Source organism: Thermococcus sp. 21S9 (genome assembly GCF_012027635.1).
GTDB lineage: Archaea > Methanobacteriota_B > Thermococci > Thermococcales > Thermococcaceae > Thermococcus.
The window spans coordinates 501905-519430 of the sequence record NZ_SNUS01000001.1; the positions used below are offsets into that span (position 1 = coordinate 501905).

General features: G+C 56.2%; 22 protein-coding genes. 10 read left to right on the forward strand and 12 right to left on the reverse strand.

Annotation, left to right across the window (positions count from 1 at the left end; all coding sequences use genetic code 11):
- Positions 1-180: 180 nt before the first annotated feature.
- A complete protein-coding gene (locus E3E28_RS02900) occupies positions 181-591 on the reverse strand; it encodes a secondary thiamine-phosphate synthase enzyme YjbQ (RefSeq protein ID WP_167913953.1) in 411 nt (136 codons plus the stop codon).
- Positions 588-1475: a thiamine-phosphate synthase family protein gene (locus E3E28_RS02905; RefSeq protein WP_167913954.1), complete on the reverse strand. Its 888-nt coding sequence runs from the start codon at positions 1473-1475 to the stop codon at positions 588-590. Before E3E28_RS02905 ends, E3E28_RS02900 begins: the two co-directional genes overlap by 4 nt.
- Positions 1476-1593: 118 nt before the next feature.
- Here E3E28_RS02905 and pyrB point away from each other — a divergent pair, with 118 nt between their 5' ends.
- Genes pyrB through E3E28_RS02920 form a run of 3 tightly spaced genes read left to right on the forward strand, consistent with a single transcriptional unit; the run spans position 1594 to position 4298 of the window.
- Positions 1594-2529 (forward strand): aspartate carbamoyltransferase, encoded by a 936-nt coding sequence (gene pyrB, locus E3E28_RS02910; protein WP_167913955.1) that lies wholly within the window; start codon positions 1594-1596, stop codon positions 2527-2529.
- Complete coding sequence (gene pyrI / locus E3E28_RS02915; RefSeq protein WP_167913956.1) at positions 2530-2985, forward strand: aspartate carbamoyltransferase regulatory subunit; 456 nt, start codon at positions 2530-2532, stop codon at positions 2983-2985.
- A gap of 50 nt (positions 2986-3035) precedes the next feature.
- Positions 3036-4298 (forward strand): D-glucuronyl C5-epimerase family protein, encoded by a 1263-nt coding sequence (locus tag E3E28_RS02920; protein WP_167913957.1) that lies wholly within the window; start codon positions 3036-3038, stop codon positions 4296-4298.
- Between the two features lie 23 nt (positions 4299-4321).
- On the opposite strand, the gene E3E28_RS02925 is transcribed toward E3E28_RS02920, so the two are convergent.
- On the reverse strand, positions 4322-4939 hold the full coding sequence (locus E3E28_RS02925) for a hypothetical protein (protein ID WP_167915153.1): 618 nt from the start codon (positions 4937-4939) through the stop codon (positions 4322-4324).
- 94 nt (positions 4940-5033) lie between these two features.
- On the opposite strand from E3E28_RS02925, the gene E3E28_RS02930 reads away from it, so the two are divergent.
- From E3E28_RS02930 to E3E28_RS02940, 3 genes are all read left to right on the forward strand, one after another.
- A complete protein-coding gene (locus E3E28_RS02930; RefSeq protein ID WP_167913958.1) occupies positions 5034-5837 on the forward strand; it encodes a hypothetical protein in 804 nt (267 codons plus the stop codon).
- Positions 5834-6409, forward strand: coding sequence for an AAA family ATPase (locus E3E28_RS02935; protein ID WP_167915154.1), 576 nt, complete (start codon positions 5834-5836; stop codon positions 6407-6409). Before E3E28_RS02930 ends, E3E28_RS02935 begins: the two co-directional genes overlap by 4 nt.
- A 124-nt stretch (positions 6410-6533) precedes the next feature.
- Positions 6534-7109, forward strand: a complete 576-nt coding sequence (locus tag E3E28_RS02940; protein ID WP_167913959.1) for a hypothetical protein — start codon at positions 6534-6536, stop codon at positions 7107-7109.
- On the opposite strand, the gene E3E28_RS02945 is transcribed toward E3E28_RS02940, so the two are convergent.
- Together E3E28_RS02945 and glmM are read right to left on the reverse strand one after the other, a co-directional pair.
- Positions 7106-7519 (reverse strand): EamA family transporter, encoded by a 414-nt coding sequence (locus E3E28_RS02945; protein ID WP_167913960.1) that lies wholly within the window; start codon positions 7517-7519, stop codon positions 7106-7108. The genes E3E28_RS02940 and E3E28_RS02945 overlap by 4 nt on opposite strands.
- A gap of 1 nt (position 7520) precedes the next feature.
- Positions 7521-8870 carry a phosphoglucosamine mutase gene (glmM, locus tag E3E28_RS02950; protein WP_167915155.1) on the reverse strand — a complete coding sequence of 450 codons (1350 nt, stop codon included), beginning with the start codon at positions 8868-8870 and terminating at the stop codon, positions 7521-7523.
- 61 nt (positions 8871-8931) lie between these two features.
- On the opposite strand from glmM, the gene E3E28_RS02955 reads away from it, so the two are divergent.
- The gene (locus tag E3E28_RS02955; protein ID WP_167913961.1) at positions 8932-9357 is read left to right on the forward strand and encodes a hypothetical protein; all 426 of its coding nucleotides are present in this window, start codon (positions 8932-8934) and stop codon (positions 9355-9357) included.
- On the opposite strand, the gene E3E28_RS02960 is transcribed toward E3E28_RS02955, so the two are convergent.
- The 4 genes from E3E28_RS02960 to E3E28_RS02975 all read right to left on the reverse strand — a co-directional run bounded on the left by E3E28_RS02960 (position 9358) and on the right by E3E28_RS02975 (position 12672).
- The gene (locus E3E28_RS02960) at positions 9358-9741 is read right to left on the reverse strand and encodes a hypothetical protein (RefSeq protein WP_167913962.1); all 384 of its coding nucleotides are present in this window, start codon (positions 9739-9741) and stop codon (positions 9358-9360) included.
- Between the two features lie 5 nt (positions 9742-9746).
- On the reverse strand, positions 9747-10421 hold the full coding sequence (locus tag E3E28_RS02965) for a hypothetical protein (RefSeq protein ID WP_167913963.1): 675 nt from the start codon (positions 10419-10421) through the stop codon (positions 9747-9749).
- Entirely contained in the window at positions 10418-11764 is a 1347-nt protein-coding gene (locus tag E3E28_RS02970) for a hypothetical protein (protein ID WP_167913964.1), read from the reverse strand. Before E3E28_RS02970 ends, E3E28_RS02965 begins: the two co-directional genes overlap by 4 nt.
- A gap of 125 nt (positions 11765-11889) precedes the next feature.
- On the reverse strand, positions 11890-12672 hold the full coding sequence (locus tag E3E28_RS02975; protein ID WP_167913965.1) for a BtpA/SgcQ family protein: 783 nt from the start codon (positions 12670-12672) through the stop codon (positions 11890-11892).
- Positions 12673-12763: 91 nt separating this feature from the next.
- Here E3E28_RS02975 and E3E28_RS02980 point away from each other — a divergent pair, with 91 nt between their 5' ends.
- Complete coding sequence (locus tag E3E28_RS02980) at positions 12764-13336, forward strand: PH domain-containing protein (protein ID WP_167913966.1); 573 nt, start codon at positions 12764-12766, stop codon at positions 13334-13336.
- Here the strand turns inward: E3E28_RS02980 and E3E28_RS02985 are convergent.
- The 3 genes from E3E28_RS02985 to E3E28_RS02995 are packed head-to-tail and all read right to left on the reverse strand — an operon-like array spanning position 13333 to position 16660.
- Positions 13333-13971 (reverse strand): DUF257 family protein, encoded by a 639-nt coding sequence (locus E3E28_RS02985; protein ID WP_167913967.1) that lies wholly within the window; start codon positions 13969-13971, stop codon positions 13333-13335. The two genes, E3E28_RS02980 and E3E28_RS02985, sit on opposite strands and share 4 nt — an antisense overlap.
- Positions 13972-14018: 47 nt before the next feature.
- A complete protein-coding gene (locus E3E28_RS02990; protein WP_167913968.1) occupies positions 14019-15302 on the reverse strand; it encodes a TldD/PmbA family protein in 1284 nt (427 codons plus the stop codon).
- Positions 15299-16660: a TldD/PmbA family protein gene (locus tag E3E28_RS02995; RefSeq protein WP_167913969.1), complete on the reverse strand. Its 1362-nt coding sequence runs from the start codon at positions 16658-16660 to the stop codon at positions 15299-15301. Before E3E28_RS02995 ends, E3E28_RS02990 begins: the two co-directional genes overlap by 4 nt.
- Positions 16661-16742: 82 nt before the next feature.
- Between E3E28_RS02995 and E3E28_RS03000 the strand changes: the two genes are divergently transcribed.
- Together E3E28_RS03000 and E3E28_RS03005 are read left to right on the forward strand one after the other, a co-directional pair.
- Positions 16743-17252 (forward strand): metalloregulator ArsR/SmtB family transcription factor, encoded by a 510-nt coding sequence (locus E3E28_RS03000; protein WP_167913970.1) that lies wholly within the window; start codon positions 16743-16745, stop codon positions 17250-17252.
- On the forward strand, positions 17249-17503 hold the full coding sequence (locus E3E28_RS03005; RefSeq protein ID WP_167913971.1) for a hypothetical protein: 255 nt from the start codon (positions 17249-17251) through the stop codon (positions 17501-17503). The genes E3E28_RS03000 and E3E28_RS03005 overlap by 4 nt, the downstream gene beginning before the upstream one ends.
- The last annotated feature ends 23 nt before the right edge of the window (positions 17504-17526 follow it).

The window sequence follows — 17526 nt, forward strand, 5'->3', positions numbered from 1 at the left end:
CCTAAATCGCCCGGGGAGCACCGCCGAAGGCGGAGTCAATGAACTCGGGCGGGTTATTACCCCCTTTTCACGGTGTTTGAGGTTTCAATGCATGGCAGAAAAGGCACCTTTGTAATGATGTTATAATTCCTGAGAAGCGCAAATTTTCAAGATTTATAAAGGTGTGAGAACCAGAAGTCCTCACTCTCCAACGACCTGCACTATAACGCGCCTGTGCCTTGGCCTCACATCAAGCTCGACGAAGAAAATCTGTTGCCAGGTTCCGCGAACGAGCCGGCCGTCTATGACGGAAAAGCACTCGCTCGCACCGAGAAGGGTCGCGCGCAGGTGACTGTGGGCGTTGTCGTCTATCCGGTCATGGAGGTAGCCGGCGCCTTTTGGTATCAGCTCCATCAACGCCCTCTTAAAGTCCTCCAGAAGGCCCGACTCGTGCTCTATCGTAACTATCGCGCCCGTTGCCCCAGGCACGAAGACCAGAACGTGCCCGTTCTGGATTCCGGACTCTTCGACAACCCTCTCAACCTCGGCAGTTATGTCCACGAGGTCAATCTCGCCCCTCGTTGAAAACCAGAGCTCCTTGCTGTAAATCATTTCATCACCTCCAACAGGGCTTTAACCTTCCCGACGACGTCGAGGGGATTCCTACCGAAGACGTAGGCGAGTGGTTCAACGCCCTCCCCACCCCAGTCGAGGACGAAATCGGGGGAATCGTTCTCGAAGAGACCGGCTATTCGTTTTATTGCCTCCTCGTCGCTCAGACCACCGGTTCTAACCTCTGCATAACGGAACGGCAGTTTCCTAATGGCTTTGGCCACGTTTTCATCAAGCCTGACGTTCATGACGCTCCGCACTTCCGGGGCCTTCCCTGAGACCGAAAGGATTAGGGAAGCGGTAAACTTACTCGCTCCGGGTTCAGGGGGGAGGGCATAAGGCCGGCCCTTGACGAGGGTTATCCTCCCGGGAATCGCGATTACGTCGGCTGGACTCTTCGCTCCGGGGGGCGCGTAGGCCAAGTTGCTCCTGACCTCCGGGATAAGCTTCGAAAGTCCCGGCAGGGAGATAAGCTCGCGGAGGGCCAGCCTCATCTCCTCGAGGGCCATCGACTCCCGGGGAGCGAACAGGGACCTGCAGGTTTCTTCGCTCACTCCCGAGTACAGGGCGTAGTGCCTGCACAGGTCGCCGGAGGAGAAGAGCTCAAAGAGCCTCCTTGAGGTGAAAGTTATTATTTCATCCTTCGATGCGCCTGAAAGGATTAAACTCGCGATTTCCTCGGCGATACCGTCGAGAAGCGATGCGACCTCCTCTGGAGGACGCTTGTACGTGCCCCCAAGGTACTTGCTCACCATCGCCTGCGTTATGCCAAGGTAACTCGCTATCCTCGACTGTCTGAACCCCTCACGGTAGAGGATTCCCGCTATCCGCGCGCGCAGATACGGCATAAGCTCTTCGGCAATGTAAACGCTCGGCGTCTTCATACCATCACCCTAAAACCAGGTTATTGGATGTTCTAACCAGGGTTTAAATCATTGACTCAACACATAGATGTCAAAAAAGACTTAAAAACCCATCGTTTTTTACACCGGAAGGGCTCTTATGGACTGGAAAGGAAGGGACGTTGTGAGCATTAGGGATTTCTCGAAGGAGGACATCGAGTTCGTTTTGAAGGTTGCAGAGAGGCTTGAGGGAGAACTTAAGGAGAAGGGCTCGCTCGACTACGCGCGCGGGAAAATTCTGGCGACTCTGTTCTTCGAGCCTTCGACGAGAACCCGCTTGAGTTTCGAGAGCGCGATGCACAGGCTCGGCGGTTCGGTTATAGGCTTCTCCTCGGCCTCGAGCACGAGCGTCAAGAAGGGGGAAAGCCTTGCCGACACGATAAGAACCGTCGAGCAGTACAGCGACGTTATAGTTATCAGGCACCCGATGGAAGGTGCCGCCCGGCTGGCGGCGGAGGTTGCAGAGGTTCCGGTCATCAACGCCGGCGACGGGAGCAACCAGCACCCAACTCAAACCCTCCTCGACCTCTACACGATAAAGCGCGCCTTCGGAAGGATTGACGACCTCAAGATTGGCCTGCTCGGCGACCTCAAGTACGGGAGAACCGTTCACAGCCTCGCGGAGGCCTTAGCGTTCTACGACGTCGAGCTCTATTTGATTTCACCCGAGCTCTTGAGGATGCCGAGGCACATCGTCGAGGAGCTGAAGGAGAGGGGGGTTAGGGTTTACGAGACGACCGACCTTGAGGGCGCGATTCCAGAGCTTGATGTGCTCTACGTAACGAGAATCCAGCGCGAGCGCTTCCCGGACGAGGAGGAGTACCTGAAGGTCAAGGGTAGCTACCAGGTGAACTGTAAGCTTTTGAAGAACGCCAAGGAAACGCTGAAGGTCATGCACCCGCTCCCGAGGGTTGACGAAATTCACCCAGAGGTTGACAAGAGCGAGCACGCGCTCTACTTCCGTCAGGTCTTCTCCGGCGTGCCGGTTAGAATGGCGCTCCTTGGTCTGACATTGGGCGTTCTGGAGGGATTTTAAATGCCCGAGCTGAAGGTTGAGGTAATTCCCGAGGGAACGGTAATAGACCACATTCCGGCAGGAAAGTGGCTCAAGGTCATCGAAATCCTCGGCCTGACGAAGCCGAACGGGGGGACCCTCCTCATAGCCTCGAACGTTCCGAGCAGGAAGCTCGGCAGGAAGGACATCGTGAAGGTCGAGGGACGCTACCTCAGCGAGGAAGAGGTGAACAAGATTGCACTCATCGCGCCGGACGCTACCGTCAACATCGTCAGGGACTACAAGATAGTGGAGAAGTTCAAGGTCTCGATTCCGGACGAGATAGTCGGAATTCTCACCTGCCCGAATCCAAACTGCGTCAGCAACCACGAGTACGTTAAACCGCGCTTCAAGGTCGAGAGCAGGGACCCGCTCAAGCTCCGTTGCCACTACTGCGAGAGAACGATTGAGGGAGATGAAATCCTGGGGAACCTTTGATTGCAAATTTTTTCCACAACTTTTAATAACTTTCACTTCAATCCACCACTATGAAGCGCTGGCAGGCCTGGATAGTTCCGTTAATCATCATTCTCCTCATCACCACCTACGGCGTTCACCACTTCGAAAACTCCAACGTTGAAAACCAGACCAACCCCGGAGAAAGCGCCGTTCCGGGAAGTCTCAATCACACGGCCGAGAACCATTACACAAACACCTCAGAGGAAGGAAAGGGCATAAACAATACCAACACAATGGCCAACAATTACTCCGGCTATGAACTCCTCATTGAGCGCTATCCTTCCCTCAGGAACGTCCTTGAGAGGGCCCGTAACGTCTCCGAGAAGTTTCCTGACGTGAACTATCCGGTAAGGGTATTCGCGAGCATCGCGGAGAGGAGAAACCTGACCGGGGCGGAGCTTTCCATTCTCAACCTCACCCTCCATGCCGACCTCTGCTACTTCTCCCTGAACGGAACGCCACGGGAGAGCTACTACGTCGTTTCATTCTCAGACCTCCACCCTCGTGGCGTCCCCCACCTCGACTGCCCCAATTTCACGAGCCCGCTCCCCTTCGTCTACTACCGGGGCAGGGGCTTCCAGTACTACCCTGTCACCGCCTCAAATTGGGCCTACCACTACCTCAAAGGGGAAAAGGTGAGGGAAGCCGAGGCGATACTGAACGCCATGCTCCCGCTGAGGGAAACGCGGAGGTTCAACGGAAGGCCCGTCGCGCTCTTCAACGTCTACTTCGCCCCGCCGGATACCAACGTAACGCCACCCTGGGTTTCGTCCTTCTCGCAGGGAATGCTCGCGGGCCTCTACGCGTGGCTCTACAACGAAACCGGCAACGAGACGTACCTCACCGTCGCGCGGGAGCTCTTCAACTCCTTCTACCTACCGCTCGGGGAAGGTGGCTTCGTCGAGAACACGAGCTACGGCCTCTGGTTCCTGGAGTATCCATTCAGGCCGGATTTCCTCGTCCTGAACGGCCACATCATCACGATGAAGGGACTCTGGCTGTATTACCGCTTCACTGGAGACGGGAGGGCGGTGGAGCTCTTCCAGAGGGGTGTCGAAAGCGTCAAGCGGGCTCTTCCCCACTGCGAGGCAAATAACTGGAGCCTCTACGCGGTGAACGGACCGCCGGCGAGGGAGGACTACCACAGGCTTCACGTGAGGCTCCTTGTCTGGCTATACGTCAGAACGGGCGACGGGATTTTCTTGGGGTACGCCGAGAGGTGGAACGGCTACCTTGAGCAGAGGGGACTCGAGCCGGAGAACATTACAGAGCTGTTAAGGGCGGACGGTTGAAAGGCTAATAAAGAGAAGAGAGCTTAGAAGGCTTCCCCCTCCTCCACAACCGCGCCCTCAACGCCGAGGTGGGGGAGCCTTTTGAGAACCGGAACCGCAACCGCAAGGCTTAGGAAGACGTCTATGGCACTCTGAACCGCGTTTGGCAGGCCTATAGCCACCCAGAAGGGAACGTGAGTCCAGTTCTCGACGGCCTGAACGACCTGCTCCTTCGGAAGACCGAGCCATATAGGAAGGGCCACGTAGTAGTTCAACAGGAGCATAAGCGGAACCCGTATGGCAACGCCGACGATGTACGCGACGGCACCGAAGAGGAGCAACCTGCGCGGGTTCCGGAAGTCCAGACCGACCGTTCTCCTCGCGAACTCAAGGCCGAGTATGACGGCGAAGGTTGCCGTTACCTTCATCATCGCCCCGAGCCAGCTCGCAGATGAAACCACGCTGAGGCCTATGAAGAGCAGGCCGAGGGCGAAGAGGCTTCCCCAGAAGCCAAGGATGAAGTAAACGATTACTATCGGCACGGCGACGATGTCAATCTTCATGCCCCAGACCGTCGGGAAGTCTATCGGGGCGACATCGAGAAGGAGCGCGAGGCCGAGCATCACACCTGAAATCGCTATCTCCTTGGGCCCGATTTTCATCCCCACCACCGACCCAAGTTTGTTCCACAATTTTAAAATCTTTGTTCCAAAAAAGGAACAATCTTCTTAAAAGCTCCCAGGATAAGGGAGCCCGATGTTCACACCGGAAGCAATATCTAAGCTCGTTCGAGAGATAAGGCTTGAGCACGGCCTTCCGGAGAGCCCCTTCAGGATAGACGAGGTCCGCTACGACCCGAAGGGGGACAAGCTCTTCATAATAGCCCACGACAGAACCGATAAAAGCGTCGTCATCGGCAACAGCCTCGTTATCGGGAAGCTCCGCGAGAGGCTCGGGGTCAGGCAGGTTACCGTCTATTCAAACCTCGACCTTGAGATAAAGCGGAGAAAGCTGGACGAGGCTGAAAGGCTCCTTCCCAAAGAGCTTGAGTTCCTAACGCCGATAATCGAGGCGGAGCGGAAGTTCCCGCCCAGGGCGTGGCCTGAAGTTAGGGGAAACCTGAAAACGCTCGTCTTCCTGAGCTTCTCCGCTAAACCGCTCCTCGGCTTTGTCAAAGCCCTCTATCTTCCGTATGGGGCAATCGGGCTGAAGTATAGTTTTCCAAGGCTCGAGTACGAGGCCGTTGAGGGGGACCTCAGGGAGCTGTTCTTTCCCGACGAGGACAAACTCGCGAGAATTGCCAGGGAAAGGGGCGCAAGGCTTGTCTTAGCGGATTTTCCATTCCCGCTGAGCGAGAAGGGTGGAGTTTACCTCCTCAACCCCTTCAGGCTTCTCCACATCGGCTTCTTCGAGCTGAAATACCTTTTTGGATTCGAGTTCCCCACGATGGTCGATGAGGAGACCCTCCTTGAGTTCGTCGCTAAACTCACCTACGACGGCCTCATGGAGTCGACAGATGGGGCCAAGGTTGTATGGCGCTACTGGAGGCGGAGGAGATGATAATCGGGGTCGTTGGAAAGATTGCCGCCGGAAAAACGACAATCGCTAAATTCTTCGAAGAGAAGGGCTTCTGCAGGGTTTCCTGCAGTGAACCTCTGATTGACCTGCTGACCCACAAAGTTTCCGACTACTCCTGGATTCCGGAACTGCCAGAGAAGGCCGAGCCAACGCGTGAGAAACTCATAGAGTTCGGGAAGTACCTGAAGGACAAATACGGTGGGGACATACTGATTCGCCTCGCCGTTGACAAGAAGAGGAACTGCCAGAATATCGTCATAGATGGCGTCCGCTCGCGGGAGGAAATCGAGGCAATAAAGAGGCTCGGCGGAAGGGTCATCTACGTCGAGGCAAGGCCGGAGATAAGGTTCGAGCGCCTGATGAAACGCAAAGCCAGCAAAGACAGGGGAATCAAGACATTCGAGGACTTCAAGGAGATGGACGACGCCGAGGAGAGGCTCTACCACACGAGCGAACTGAAGGGCCTGGCTGACTGCGTCATAGTCAACGAGGGAACCCTTGAGGAGCTGAGGGAGAATGTGGAGCGGATTATTGAGGAGCTGAGCAAGGCTTAAAGGGAGTTGGGAGTAAGGGGAACCGGTTGGAAAGTAGGTGAGGTAGTTTTAGATGAAGGCCGTTCTTAGCTTTAAAGTCCTCATGTCCAAATACCTCCCAAAAAAATCGTGCTGGGTGAGTAAGATGAACCTCCTAATAGTAGCCCCCTGCTTGTTGAGTCCCTTCTACGTCTACCGCGGGCCGAAGGAGAAGGAATACCTCACGGCAAGAGAGCTGAGAAAGCTGATTGGAGAGCTCGGCGAGGAATGGCAGGTTCTTGCCTACCCCTGCCCCGAGTTCGAGCTGATTGGCTGGCCGAGGCCTCCGATGGGAAGGGAGAGCTTTGAGAGACTCGGCATGCGCGAGAGGGTTCAGGTCGTAGCGGACTTCATAGGAAGAATTCTGACTGAAGAGAAGCCGGAGCGGGTAATTTTTATCGGCGTTAAAGGCTCCCCAACCTGCGGTGTCTTCCACACAACTTCGAACGACCCTGATTCCTTCGACTACGGCTTGATTCCGGCGTTCTTCTACATGGACAAGGAGAAGAGGCTTGAGGAGAGCAGGAAAATCATCGAGCGCTTTTCCTTCGAGGTTAAGGAAGGGCCGGGACTGCTCTTCGAGGAGCTCATGGAGCGCTTCCCGGAGGCGGAGTTTTTAGAGTTCGACAAGGACGACGTTGAGGAGAGCGTTGAAAGGCTCAGAAAGGCCCTGAAGTCCTAAAGGGCCACCAGAATCGCGCCGAGAACTATGAGGAGCGCGCCGACCGCTGTTTTCACGTCCATCCTGCTCCCGAGGATGAGCCACGAAAGGAAGATTGCCAGCGCGACGCTCGTCTTGTCTATTGCAACAACCGCCGGAACACGGCCGGCTTTAACGGCCATGAAGTAGAAGAGCCACGATAGCGCGCCTGCTATCCCTGAAAGCGCTATGAATAATAGCGCCCTTCCCCCCAACGGTTCCCGCGTTACACCGCTCACGAGGGCAACGCCGACGAGGAAGACAGCCATTATGACGGCCCTCACGGCGGTCGCGAGCGTTGGGTTGACATCCCTGAGGCCTATTTTTCCGAAGATTGGAACGAGGGAGGCGAAGAAGGCAGAGAGGAGGGCGTAGATGAGGTAGGTTTTCATCTCAAGCCCGCTCCACCGCGCTCCTGACGAGCCTCTCCGCCTTCTCCATCAGCTCCTTCGCCTTCTCCTCCGTGTGGGCCTCGAGGGTTATGCGCATTATCGGCTCGGTTCCGCTCGGCCTGAACAGAATCCACCAGTCGGAGTTCTCAATCCTTACCCCGTCAATATCAATCAGCCTCTCGTAGTCGAAGCTCTTCAAAGCTTCCTTCGCTATGATTTCCATCGCCTTAGCTTTCTTCTCGTTGGGGCAGGGTATCTTCGCCCTTAGAGTTACGTAGCGCGGGACCTCCTTTGCGAGCTCGCTTATCGGCCCGAGCCTGTCAATCATCTCGAGGACGAGCGCCCCCGCGAATATCCCGTCCGGCGTCAGGTTCCACTGGGGGATTATCCACGTCCCACTCGGCTCGCCACCAAAGACTCCCCCGTGTTTAGCCAGTTCATCGGCCACCGCTACATCGCCAACGCGCGTCCTTATCACTTCCCCGCCCAGGGGCCTGACGTAGTCGTCCAGAGCGAAGCCTGCATCGACGGTGGTGACTATTTTGCCCCTCCCGAACTTCCTGAGCATGTAGCCCGCTATAAGCGAGAGCATGACCTCGTACTCAACGAAGTCACCCTCGTCGTCCACCACGCCGATTCTGTCGGCATCGCCGTCGTGCGCTATCCCAACGTCCGCTTTCATGACCCTAACGGTTTTCGCCAGCCCTGAGAGGCTCTTCGCGTTCGGCTCAAGTTCACGAACGAAGAAACCGCTCGGGTGGGAGTTGAGCGAAATAACCCTGTTTCCAAGCTCGCGCTGGAGGTATGGGCTGAGGATTGAGCCGGCGCCGTTGCCGGAATCGACAACAACGGTATAGGAATCGTTGAGCTTTACCATTTCGAGGGCCTTCATTATGTACTCCTTTCTGGGGTCGGCCCTCCTGAGCGTCCCAATCTCGTTCCAGGGAACCTTTCTAAAGTTCCCGGATTCGAGGATTCTCTCGAGTTCAGCCTCCATGTCCGGAGTGTAGGCCATTCCGTTGGACTGCCACACCTTTATCCCGTTGTATTCCGGAGGATTGTGTGAGGCGGTTATCGTAACGCCCGCATCGGCTTCGTAGAGCTTTATTGCAAAGCCAGTGAGCGGTGTTGGGGACAGACCTATGTCTATCACCTCGACGCCCGTGCTTAGAAGCCCGCTGATTAGAGCCGACTTGAGGGTCTCACTGCTCGTTCTCGTGTCCATTCCGACGACGACTTTTCCCCCCTCGAGGTACGTTCCAAGGGCCTTTCCGACCTTCAGGGCCAGCTCGGGGGTAACGCACTCATTGAAGAGTCCCCTGATTCCGCTCGTGCCGAAGTACCTGCCCATGAGCATCACCCGACCAAAGGCGTATATACGATGGCCCGATATAACCCTTTTGGGTGGTAGTATGGAGGACTCTGCCTACGCTCGGGGCGTGCTCGCGTTTTCTATCTCTGCCGTAGCGGTGCTTATGTTCGTCGGCCTCTACTTTGACGTCAGGATAACGCTCATCGCCCTGCCCCTCTTGGTCTTCCTCACCGTCGTCTACCTCGGCTGGAGCGCCAACAAACAGCTGAACAGGGGCGAGATGAGGCGGGCGATAGCGGGAACTCTCGTGGCCACTTTCATAGTCCTCGTCCTCGGGAGCGGATACGTCAGCTTATCCCCGGAGCTGAGGAACTACTTTCTGGGCGTCATCTCAACGATAATAGGCTTCTACTTCGGCTACCGCGGACGGGAAACTGAAGAGGAGAGAATGGAGCGCCTTGTAAGGGCTTTGGCGCAGGATGAGGGGATAGAAAATGAAGGCCGGAAAAAGGAAAACTCCGGCTAATCACTTCTTCACGAGCCGGTATATGCCGACCGAGACCGTGTAGCCCTCCACGTTAACGGGCGCCTTGTAGTCAACCCGCACCTGAAACGGCACGCTGGAGCCGTATATCAGGCTGTCCGTCTCAGATTCGGTCAGGACGTTGCCGTTCTCGTCGAGTATCGTTATCTTCTCGACAGTCCCCTCGCTCTCGGCCGTTATCTTGTACTTTCCCGGCTCGAGAACGTGGCTGAGGTAAAAGACGTCTCCGCTTACCGTCTCGGTCTTGACCTCGACCGGGACCTTGTCGTAAGCGGTTTCGTAGTAGTACTGCATTCCGAAGATTACCGCGACGCCGAGGAAGATGAGCAGGAAAAATCCAACCACCAGTTTCTTCAGGATTCCCATTTTTCTCACCCCCTTTCGGTCGGTTCCTCGCTCACCGCGCCGGCGAGTTCATCTGAGGTAAGATTTCCCTCCCACGCGAGGAGCAGGTTCTCGCTCGATATTGAGAAGGTGGCATTCCTCTCGCCGACGTAGGTGATGCTGACTCTCTCGACCCAGGGCGCGTCCTCGAGAACGGCGAAGGCCATCTTGAAGTAGTCCTTCCAGAAGGAATCCGCGTCCGCGAGGTATTCGAGCGAAACGCTGGCGGTCTCGTTGGTTACCGTTACGTCAATCACGTTCACGTCGAAGACGCCGAGGTCTGTCCGTATCCTGAACTCCGGCGTCCTGATGTCCTCGAAGGCGTAGCTTCCGTTGGTCCTTTCGAGCCTCAAAACCGGCTCCCCGAGGTAGTAAGCGTCCACCCTCGTCGCGTTCCTCTCGACCGCAACCCTGTAAAGCAGACCCGTGAGGTTTTCGTTGACGGCCGGAACGTCCAGCCTGACGTAGGTGCCCCCATTTAATGTCGAAACGCTGACGTTGCCCGGTATCTCTGGGGCGGGCGTTGAGGTTGAAGTCCTGTTGCTCTTCTCCCCGGTGAGGTCATTCACGGCCGAGCGGACGTCGTCCGGGGAGATGTAGCCGTTGACGTAGGCGTAGGCCCCAAGGAGGAGCAGGATTAAGAGGAGGGCCTTTCCCTTCATATCCTCCCCTCCTCGAAGAGCTGGTTGATGTAGAACCTTATCCTCGCCTCCTGGTCGGAGTACTTCCCACCGGAGTTCCTGTTGAGCATATGAACTCTGTTCATGCCCTGCGTCGTGTCCATGACCTCGTCAACGGTGTTCCGTATGACCTCGCTGTACTTCAATCCCATCTTCCGGTAGCGGAGTGCCGTTTCCGCGGTCTTCCTGAACTCCCACTCGTAATCCTGCGCGAGGGTCTTCTTTATCGCCAGACCCATCGACGATAGAACCGTCTCGATTGGTTTGGTGGCCACAGAAGTCGGAACCGCGTTTTTGTAGGGTGAGAGGGCCTTTTCCCTCGCCTCAATCGAGTTCATCTTGTTGTAGAGCGACGCGCTCTTCCCGTCCACGTGGAGGTCTTTGGCCGTCTTCCTGACCGATTCGCTTTCGTTGAAGACGAGCGAGTCCTTGTAGCCCTTAACGTAGTCCTTGAAGAGGCCGAGCGGGCTGGGCAGGAGCGATGAGGCGCCGTCGATTAGGGAATCCAGGGCTTTGTTGCCGTAGTACTTGGCCTTCCAGCCGAGGGCGGTGCTGGCCTTTCCGGAGCCGAGCTTCACCAGTTTTCCGCTGGGGGTTTGGACCTCTATCGAATCCCCGAGCGAAGCTATCCTCGCGGTAGTCTTGTCCATTCTCTCCCGCGCCTCCGGGCTGAGACCGCCAACCGGATTCCCAACCGAGTGACCGCTCCCCTCTGAAACGTTTCCCTGGCCACTCGAAACGTTCTCGGGAACGCGGACGGTGTTTCCCTCGAACTTGCTCAGGTAGAGATTGAAGAGCCTTGGAAGCAGTGAGCTTATATCGCACGGGGGCGAGTAGCTTGTCTGGTAGTATCTGGTCGAGTAGTGGGTGTTCAGCGTGACGATGTAGTCTCCAACAAGGGCATAATAGGAGTACCAGTAAACCGTCTGGTCTTGATTGGAGTCCTCGTAGTCGTACTCCTCGACCTGGAGGACGACGAAGTAGTCATCATCACCCGAAACCTCGTAGTGAAGGCGGTAGGTTTCCACGTCCTTATCCTTGCGCCCCATAAAGTCTTGGTAATACGCCTTAAACTCCTCCCCCGCACGGCCGTCCGGATAATACGTCGCCATCAGCGTTATCACGGTGTACGGCTCGTGGTCGTTGAGGCATATAAAGTCCTGGTACGAGTTGGAGCCCCCGTCGGTAGTGCTACCACCCCCTGCGTAGCTTATTCTGAGCCCCAGGGAGGAAGCTTCCTCCGGCGTTACACTGGGAAACTCCGGGGTGGCCAGGACAAGGCCAGTGCTGATTAGGAGAACGAACAACGCGAAAAGCCTTCTCATTTTTCCACTTCCCAAACAACCCATCTCGCGGAAGAGAAAAGCGGGACAGGGCCGTTTCTAAGAGTTACGCGCCCAATCGTAATAAGACTTTCGGAGAAGAAAATTCGAAGAATTCCAAAGGAAAGCTACGAACCGGCCCTCAACTTCTCCGCCAGCTCGACGAGCTTTCTGGCCCTCTCAAGGGAAACCTCGTTCTCAACCTTTCCGTCGCGCTTGAGCCATGTGCCGACGATGAAGGCATCCGCGTGCTTCCACAGCTCGGGCAGGTTGTCGTAGGTCGTTCCCGAGCCGACGACGACCGGAATGGGCGAGATTCTCTTCGCGAGGGCGAGCTTTTCCAAATCCACGGGCTTTCCGGTTGCCTTTCCGCTCACCACTACCGCATCGGCCAGACCGCGCTCGACGGTGTCCCTTATCGCGTCTTCAAAGTCGAAGAAGTGGACCGCGTGCTTGACGTGGACGTCTGCGAAAACCTTGATTCCGCTTGGAAGGAGTTTCCTCAGCCTCGCAAGCTCGTGGGCAATGCCCTCGATGATTCCCTGGTCGGTGTAGGCGACGCCACTCAGCACGTTAACCCTTATGAAGTCCGCTTTAATGGCGTAGGCTATTGAATAGGCCGATATCCCGTCGTTCCTGAGGACGTTAATCCCGACCGGAACGCTCACCTCGTCGCGAATGGCCTTGGCCACAGCTGTGAATGAAGCAACCGTCACCTTGTCAACGGTCTTTGGGAACGGAACGTCGCCGAAGTTCTCAATCATTATCGCGTCGAAGCCAGCCTCTTCAAGGGTCCTGGCGTCCCTCAGGGCGAGTTCGATGACGGTCTCAAGGTTACCGTCGTAGAGGTACGAGCCGGGAAGGGGCTTGAGGTGAACCATGCCGATGAGCGGTTTCCTCTCGAAGTCCATACCAACACCTCCCAAACCGTAGGGGGCTTCTCCTTAAACGGTTTCCGGCAGGTTAATATATTCAACCGCCAAATTAGGTTAGGTGTTATCCATGGGAGAGCCCGAACTTCCAAAGGCCCTCGGGAAGGTTATTGACCCCGGGGAGCGAGTTCTTTACTCGGTCAAGAAGAAGGTAAGCCTCGAAAAGCCCAAGTGGCTTCTCGTTACGGACAGGAGGATTATCTACCTCGATGAGAAGATTCTCGGGAGGTACGACGTCAGGGCGTTGCCCTATCAGAAGCTCGAGAGGGTCACGGTCAAGCTCGGCATAATGAGCTCAGAGTTCATAATAGAGGGCGAGGAGAGCATAACGCTGAAGCTCGGCTGGATGGACAAGGAGGAGGCCAGAAAGACAATAAACGCCATCAAGGAGGCCCTCAACGCGATAGCGGTCGAGCCCGTGAGTATATCGGTCAAGAAGGGCCTCACCAGCGAGGAATGGGTTCTCAACAAGCCTAAGGAGCTCGTCACGAGAACGGCCCCAATCTCTCACACTGCACCGGTTCAGGAGAAGAAGGAAGACCCGATGGACAGGCTGAAGAAGCTGAAGGAACTCTACGACATGGGCGTCATAAGCCAGGAAGAGTACGAGGAAAAGCGGAAGAAACTGCTGGAAGAGATTTAGAGGATTACGACCTCCTTCCCGAGGAGCTCTCTTCTCGATGTTTTTACAACGCCGAGAACATAGCCCCTTTCCGTGGGGTAAAGTGCCAAGACTGTCGTTGCGATTTCCCTGAACAGCGCCCCAAAGCCACCGGACTTAGATGCCATGACGTCGGAGTTGACGAGGTACAGGGCTATCCTGTCCTTCTTCCCAACGAAGCCCGCGACGTTGCGGATTAACCTGAGGAGCTCCTTGTCGGTCAGAACGAGAAAGAGCTTGTGGAAGCCAAGAACCGGGTTCAGCATAAGGTCGTTGGAAACCTTGGAGTATATCCTCTCGTAGTAGCGGAAGTCGATTGAGTGCCTGTCAACGTCGATGGTGCCTATGACCCTACCGGCACTTCTGGAACCGCCTATTTTCACCACTGGAATGTCCTCGAAGCCAGATAGGTCAAAGCCAAGAACGTCGAGCCTCGCCAGAACCTCTGGGAAAGTGTCGAGAACGTCATCAACCAGAACTGCCCGTCCCCTGTCCAGTGCCCACCTGACGAGCAACCACAGGAGGAGCTCGTAGGGAGAATCCTGCGTGTATTCAATGAGCACGGTTTCACCGGGCTTGAGAAGGGATAGAATCTCATCGAGTTCATTGTTGGTCATGGGGCATCCCCTAAGGATAAGGTTAGCCCGAAAATATAAAAACATTATCAAACGAGCCTTCCCTCGACGAGGCCCCTTGGCGAGACGAAGCTCGAAATCCTCTCAACTTTTCTACCCGGTTTCAGCGTTCTGAGAAGCTCGAAGACGTTGCCGACGAGCATGTTGTCCTTGAAGGGCTTCAACTCGCCGTTCTCAATCACGTAGCCAAGCTCGACCGTCAGCGAGAAGTCACCGCTTACAGGATTGGCCGTGTGCTCGCCGAAGACCTTCCTGACGATGACCCCCTCGTAGTCCTCGAGGCTCTCATCGCCGGGCTCGAGAATCAGGTTGCTAGTACCGATGTAAGGAACGCTCCTGAAGGTCCTCAGCGCGTTTCCCGTGCTCTCCATGCCGAGGAAAGAGGCGTAGGTGTGGTCGAGGAGGAAGTTCCTAACTATTCCGTCCCCGACGAGAACCGTCCTCTGGCCCGGAACGCCTTCCCCGTCGAAGGAGTAGCTCCCAGGGAGAGCCGGTAGGGTCGAGTCGTCCACGAGCGTGAAGGAACCTATCTCGTCGCCGGGCTTCGAGAACCTGCTCCTGCCGTGGTAAACCTCGTCGCCGTAGAGGTTGCTCAGGAAGACCTCTATGAGCGAAGCCAGAGCGTTGGGCTCCAGAACGAGCTCTCCCGAGTAGGATTCGAGCTTTTTTGCTCTGGCGCTCAGCCTCGCCTCGTCAACCGCTTTCTCAACTGCGCGCTCGAGCTCCTCAACCGGCTGGAGTGAGGTGAAACTCTGCCTGTAGGAACCGGTTCCGGGCGGTTCGCTGATGACCGCGTAGGCAGAAACGCCCATGTAAGTCGAACGCTCCTCAAGCTCGATTCCGTTGGAGTTGACGACCCCGCTCGTCCCGACAGCGAGGGAGAGCGAACCCGAGAGCGTCTCCTCCCCCTTCTTCTCCTGCATCAGCTCAGCGTATTCGAGGGCGAGCCTATGAGCCTCCTCAAAGGGAATCTCGTCTATTGTTCTGTCGTAGATTCCCCTGACGCGGTTCACCCTTCCACTGGCCGGAAAGCCCCTGAAGGGAACCTCGCTTATCTTCGCCAGCTTTACCGCCCTCTCAACCAGCTTCTTAAGCTCCTCCTCGCTTGGATGAAGCCCAGTGATATAGGAAAAGCCGAGCCTGCCCTTTAACCCGACCCTGAGGCCTATTCCAGAGTAGAACTTCCGCTGGGAGCGCTCAAGGGTTTCCCTCTCGATTCTGAACGAGCCCGAGCGCCCGAACTGGTAAAATACCTCCCACTCGACGTTTTCGCTTTCAAGGAGCTTCACGAGCCTCTCAACGGCCTCAATCATCTCAATCCCCCCACGAGGGCCCTCGTGAGTATATGTGGCCCGCCGTCGTCAACCGGAACCCACTGGCCCTTTCCGCAGTAGCCCGGAAACTCAACGCGCGTGTCGTTTCCGATGGCCCTTATGTTCTTCAAAACGTCGAGGATTTTGCCCGAGAGCGCGACGTCGCGGACAGGTTCCTTAATCTCACCGTTCTCCACGATGTAGCCGAGCTTCGCCCCGAAGGTGAACGTCCCGTTGGCGGTGTCAACTTCACCACCCTTGTCGCCGAGCATGTAGAGGCCGTTCTTAACCTCCTCAAGGATTTCCTCGAAGGACCAGTCGCCGGGCTCAACATAGGTGTTGCCCATCCTCACGAGGGGCTGATGGGAGTAGCTTTCGGCCCTCGCGTGGCCATTGGGTTCGAGGCCGAAATACTCAGCCGTCTCCCTGTCGTTGAGGTAGCTGACGAGAACGCCGTCCTTGATAATCTCAACGCGTTTGGCTTTAATCCCCTCGTCGTCGTAGGGGTAGCTCCCGAACTTGCCAGGTAAAGTGGGGTCGTCAACGACGTTCAAACCCTCGACCGCTATCCTCTCTCCCAGCCTTCCAGCCAAGATGCTGTCGCCGTTCTTGACGGAGTCCGCCTCGACGGCGTGGCCGAGGGCTTCGTGGATGAAAACCCCCGTCAGCTCCGGGTCGGCTATGACGTCCATCTCTCCGGAGGGTGGTGAAGATGCCCTCAGAAGCTCAAGGGCCTTCTCCTTTACGTGGGCCGTCCAGTGGTCAAGATTAATCCCCTCGATTAACTCCCAGCCAAGGGTTCCTCCGAAGCTCTTCCAGAAGTCCTGCATCTCGCCGTTTTCCCTGGCCGTTACCGAGAAGCCGAGCCTTATCCTGGGCACGACGGTTCTTATCTCGCTCCCGAGGGAGTTGAAGTAGAAGGTCTCGACGATTGAGTCGCCGTAGTTAACGCTCCTGCTGACGATTTTCTCGCCCCTGAGGAGGCCGTCGATTTCCTTGACGAGCGAGAGCTTCTCCTCGATGTCGATTTCCGTGAAGGGCTTCTTGACCTTAAGTTCGACCTTGTCTCTCACGGGCTCGCCGAGGTAAATCTTCGCGTCCCCCCGGGAGAGCTTGGCTATCTTCATCGCCGTTTCTATTGCCTTCTCAAAGCGCTCGCGGTCGTTGGCGCTCGAAAAGCCCCACGTCCCGTTGAAGGCCCTCGCGCCGATGCCGAGCTCGGAATTGCTCGAGAGCTCCCTCAGCTGGCCGTTGCTCATGACGAGCCTCCTTGATGTGACCTTAACGAGCCTGATTTCATAGTAATCGAGGCCGTGTTTTCTCGCGAGCTCCTCAGCCTTTTTAATCAGCCACTCCATACTCTCACCGCAGGGCATAAAAGGGGAAGGCCTTATATCACTTGCCATAGAGGGATGAACCACAGGGTTTAAGGGTTGAAAGATGGAGCGGAGAAACGAGATACTGAACTACATCCGAAACAGGCCCGGCGTGACGTTCAGAGAGCTGGCAAGGGAGCTGGGACTGGGCATCGGCGACCTTCAGTACCACCTCGGAAAGCTCGAAAAAGATGGTAAGGTGTTTTCACGGAAGGTTGGCAGGAGGCGCTACATCTTTCCGGCCGGCTTCGAGGAAGAGGCTCAGAGACTGCTGATGGCGATATCAACGGAGACGAGGAGGAAGATACTGCTCCTGCTGATGGAGGGCCCAATGAGTCAGGGCGAGCTGGCAGAAAAGATTGGGGTCAGCCAGCCAACGGTGAGCTACCATATGCGTGAACTCGAGAAGCTCGGCGTCGTGAAGGCCGAAAGGACCGGAAAGAGCGTGATATACACGATTAACTACGACCCGGAAACCCTGGTGAGACTGATTAGGGACTACAGGCCGGGACTGTGGGAGAGGCTGGCAGATAGCCTTATAGACCTCCTCGCTGGAATGGGTGAGGGTGAATGATGGAGATGCTACTGGACATAGCGACAATCATGCTGGCACTGGCGCTGGTCGTGGTGAGCTATTTAGCGTACCGCAAGAGCCACCTAAGGGCCACCCTGTACCTGACGCTGGCCTTCCTGCTCTTTGCATTCAAGAAGGTCGTCGAGATTTCAGCGGAGAGCAAGGCGCTGGGAAGGGATATCGGCTTAATCGTCGATTCCCTTGAGGTGCTCGTCCTCCTGCTGTTCTTCCTGGCCCTGTGGAGGCGTTAAACCCTTGAACCAAAAACGCTTTA

What these genes read in the sequence shown, in the direction of transcription:
- E3E28_RS02900 (WP_167913953.1), bottom strand. Translation starts at nt 591, where the DNA reads ATGATTTACAGCAAGGAGCTCTGGTTTTCAACGAGGGGCGAGATTGAC.
- E3E28_RS02905 (WP_167913954.1), bottom strand. Translation starts at nt 1,475, where the DNA reads ATGAAGACGCCGAGCGTTTACATTGCCGAAGAGCTTATGCCGTATCTG.
- pyrB (WP_167913955.1), top strand. Translation starts at nt 1,594, where the DNA reads ATGGACTGGAAAGGAAGGGACGTTGTGAGCATTAGGGATTTCTCGAAG.
- pyrI (WP_167913956.1), top strand. Translation starts at nt 2,530, where the DNA reads ATGCCCGAGCTGAAGGTTGAGGTAATTCCCGAGGGAACGGTAATAGAC.
- E3E28_RS02920 (WP_167913957.1), top strand. Translation starts at nt 3,036, where the DNA reads ATGAAGCGCTGGCAGGCCTGGATAGTTCCGTTAATCATCATTCTCCTC.
- E3E28_RS02925 (WP_167915153.1), bottom strand. Translation starts at nt 4,939, where the DNA reads ATGAAAATCGGGCCCAAGGAGATAGCGATTTCAGGTGTGATGCTCGGC.
- E3E28_RS02930 (WP_167913958.1), top strand. Translation starts at nt 5,034, where the DNA reads ATGTTCACACCGGAAGCAATATCTAAGCTCGTTCGAGAGATAAGGCTT.
- E3E28_RS02935 (WP_167915154.1), top strand. Translation starts at nt 5,834, where the DNA reads ATGATAATCGGGGTCGTTGGAAAGATTGCCGCCGGAAAAACGACAATC.
- E3E28_RS02940 (WP_167913959.1), top strand. Translation starts at nt 6,534, where the DNA reads ATGAACCTCCTAATAGTAGCCCCCTGCTTGTTGAGTCCCTTCTACGTC.
- E3E28_RS02945 (WP_167913960.1), bottom strand. Translation starts at nt 7,519, where the DNA reads ATGAAAACCTACCTCATCTACGCCCTCCTCTCTGCCTTCTTCGCCTCC.
- glmM (WP_167915155.1), bottom strand. Translation starts at nt 8,870, where the DNA reads ATGGGCAGGTACTTCGGCACGAGCGGAATCAGGGGACTCTTCAATGAG.
- E3E28_RS02955 (WP_167913961.1), top strand. Translation starts at nt 8,932, where the DNA reads ATGGAGGACTCTGCCTACGCTCGGGGCGTGCTCGCGTTTTCTATCTCT.
- E3E28_RS02960 (WP_167913962.1), bottom strand. Translation starts at nt 9,741, where the DNA reads ATGGGAATCCTGAAGAAACTGGTGGTTGGATTTTTCCTGCTCATCTTC.
- E3E28_RS02965 (WP_167913963.1), bottom strand. Translation starts at nt 10,421, where the DNA reads ATGAAGGGAAAGGCCCTCCTCTTAATCCTGCTCCTCCTTGGGGCCTAC.
- E3E28_RS02970 (WP_167913964.1), bottom strand. Translation starts at nt 11,764, where the DNA reads ATGAGAAGGCTTTTCGCGTTGTTCGTTCTCCTAATCAGCACTGGCCTT.
- E3E28_RS02975 (WP_167913965.1), bottom strand. Translation starts at nt 12,672, where the DNA reads ATGGACTTCGAGAGGAAACCGCTCATCGGCATGGTTCACCTCAAGCCC.
- E3E28_RS02980 (WP_167913966.1), top strand. Translation starts at nt 12,764, where the DNA reads ATGGGAGAGCCCGAACTTCCAAAGGCCCTCGGGAAGGTTATTGACCCC.
- E3E28_RS02985 (WP_167913967.1), bottom strand. Translation starts at nt 13,971, where the DNA reads ATGACCAACAATGAACTCGATGAGATTCTATCCCTTCTCAAGCCCGGT.
- E3E28_RS02990 (WP_167913968.1), bottom strand. Translation starts at nt 15,302, where the DNA reads ATGATTGAGGCCGTTGAGAGGCTCGTGAAGCTCCTTGAAAGCGAAAAC.
- E3E28_RS02995 (WP_167913969.1), bottom strand. Translation starts at nt 16,660, where the DNA reads ATGGAGTGGCTGATTAAAAAGGCTGAGGAGCTCGCGAGAAAACACGGC.
- E3E28_RS03000 (WP_167913970.1), top strand. Translation starts at nt 16,743, where the DNA reads ATGGAGCGGAGAAACGAGATACTGAACTACATCCGAAACAGGCCCGGC.
- E3E28_RS03005 (WP_167913971.1), top strand. Translation starts at nt 17,249, where the DNA reads ATGATGGAGATGCTACTGGACATAGCGACAATCATGCTGGCACTGGCG.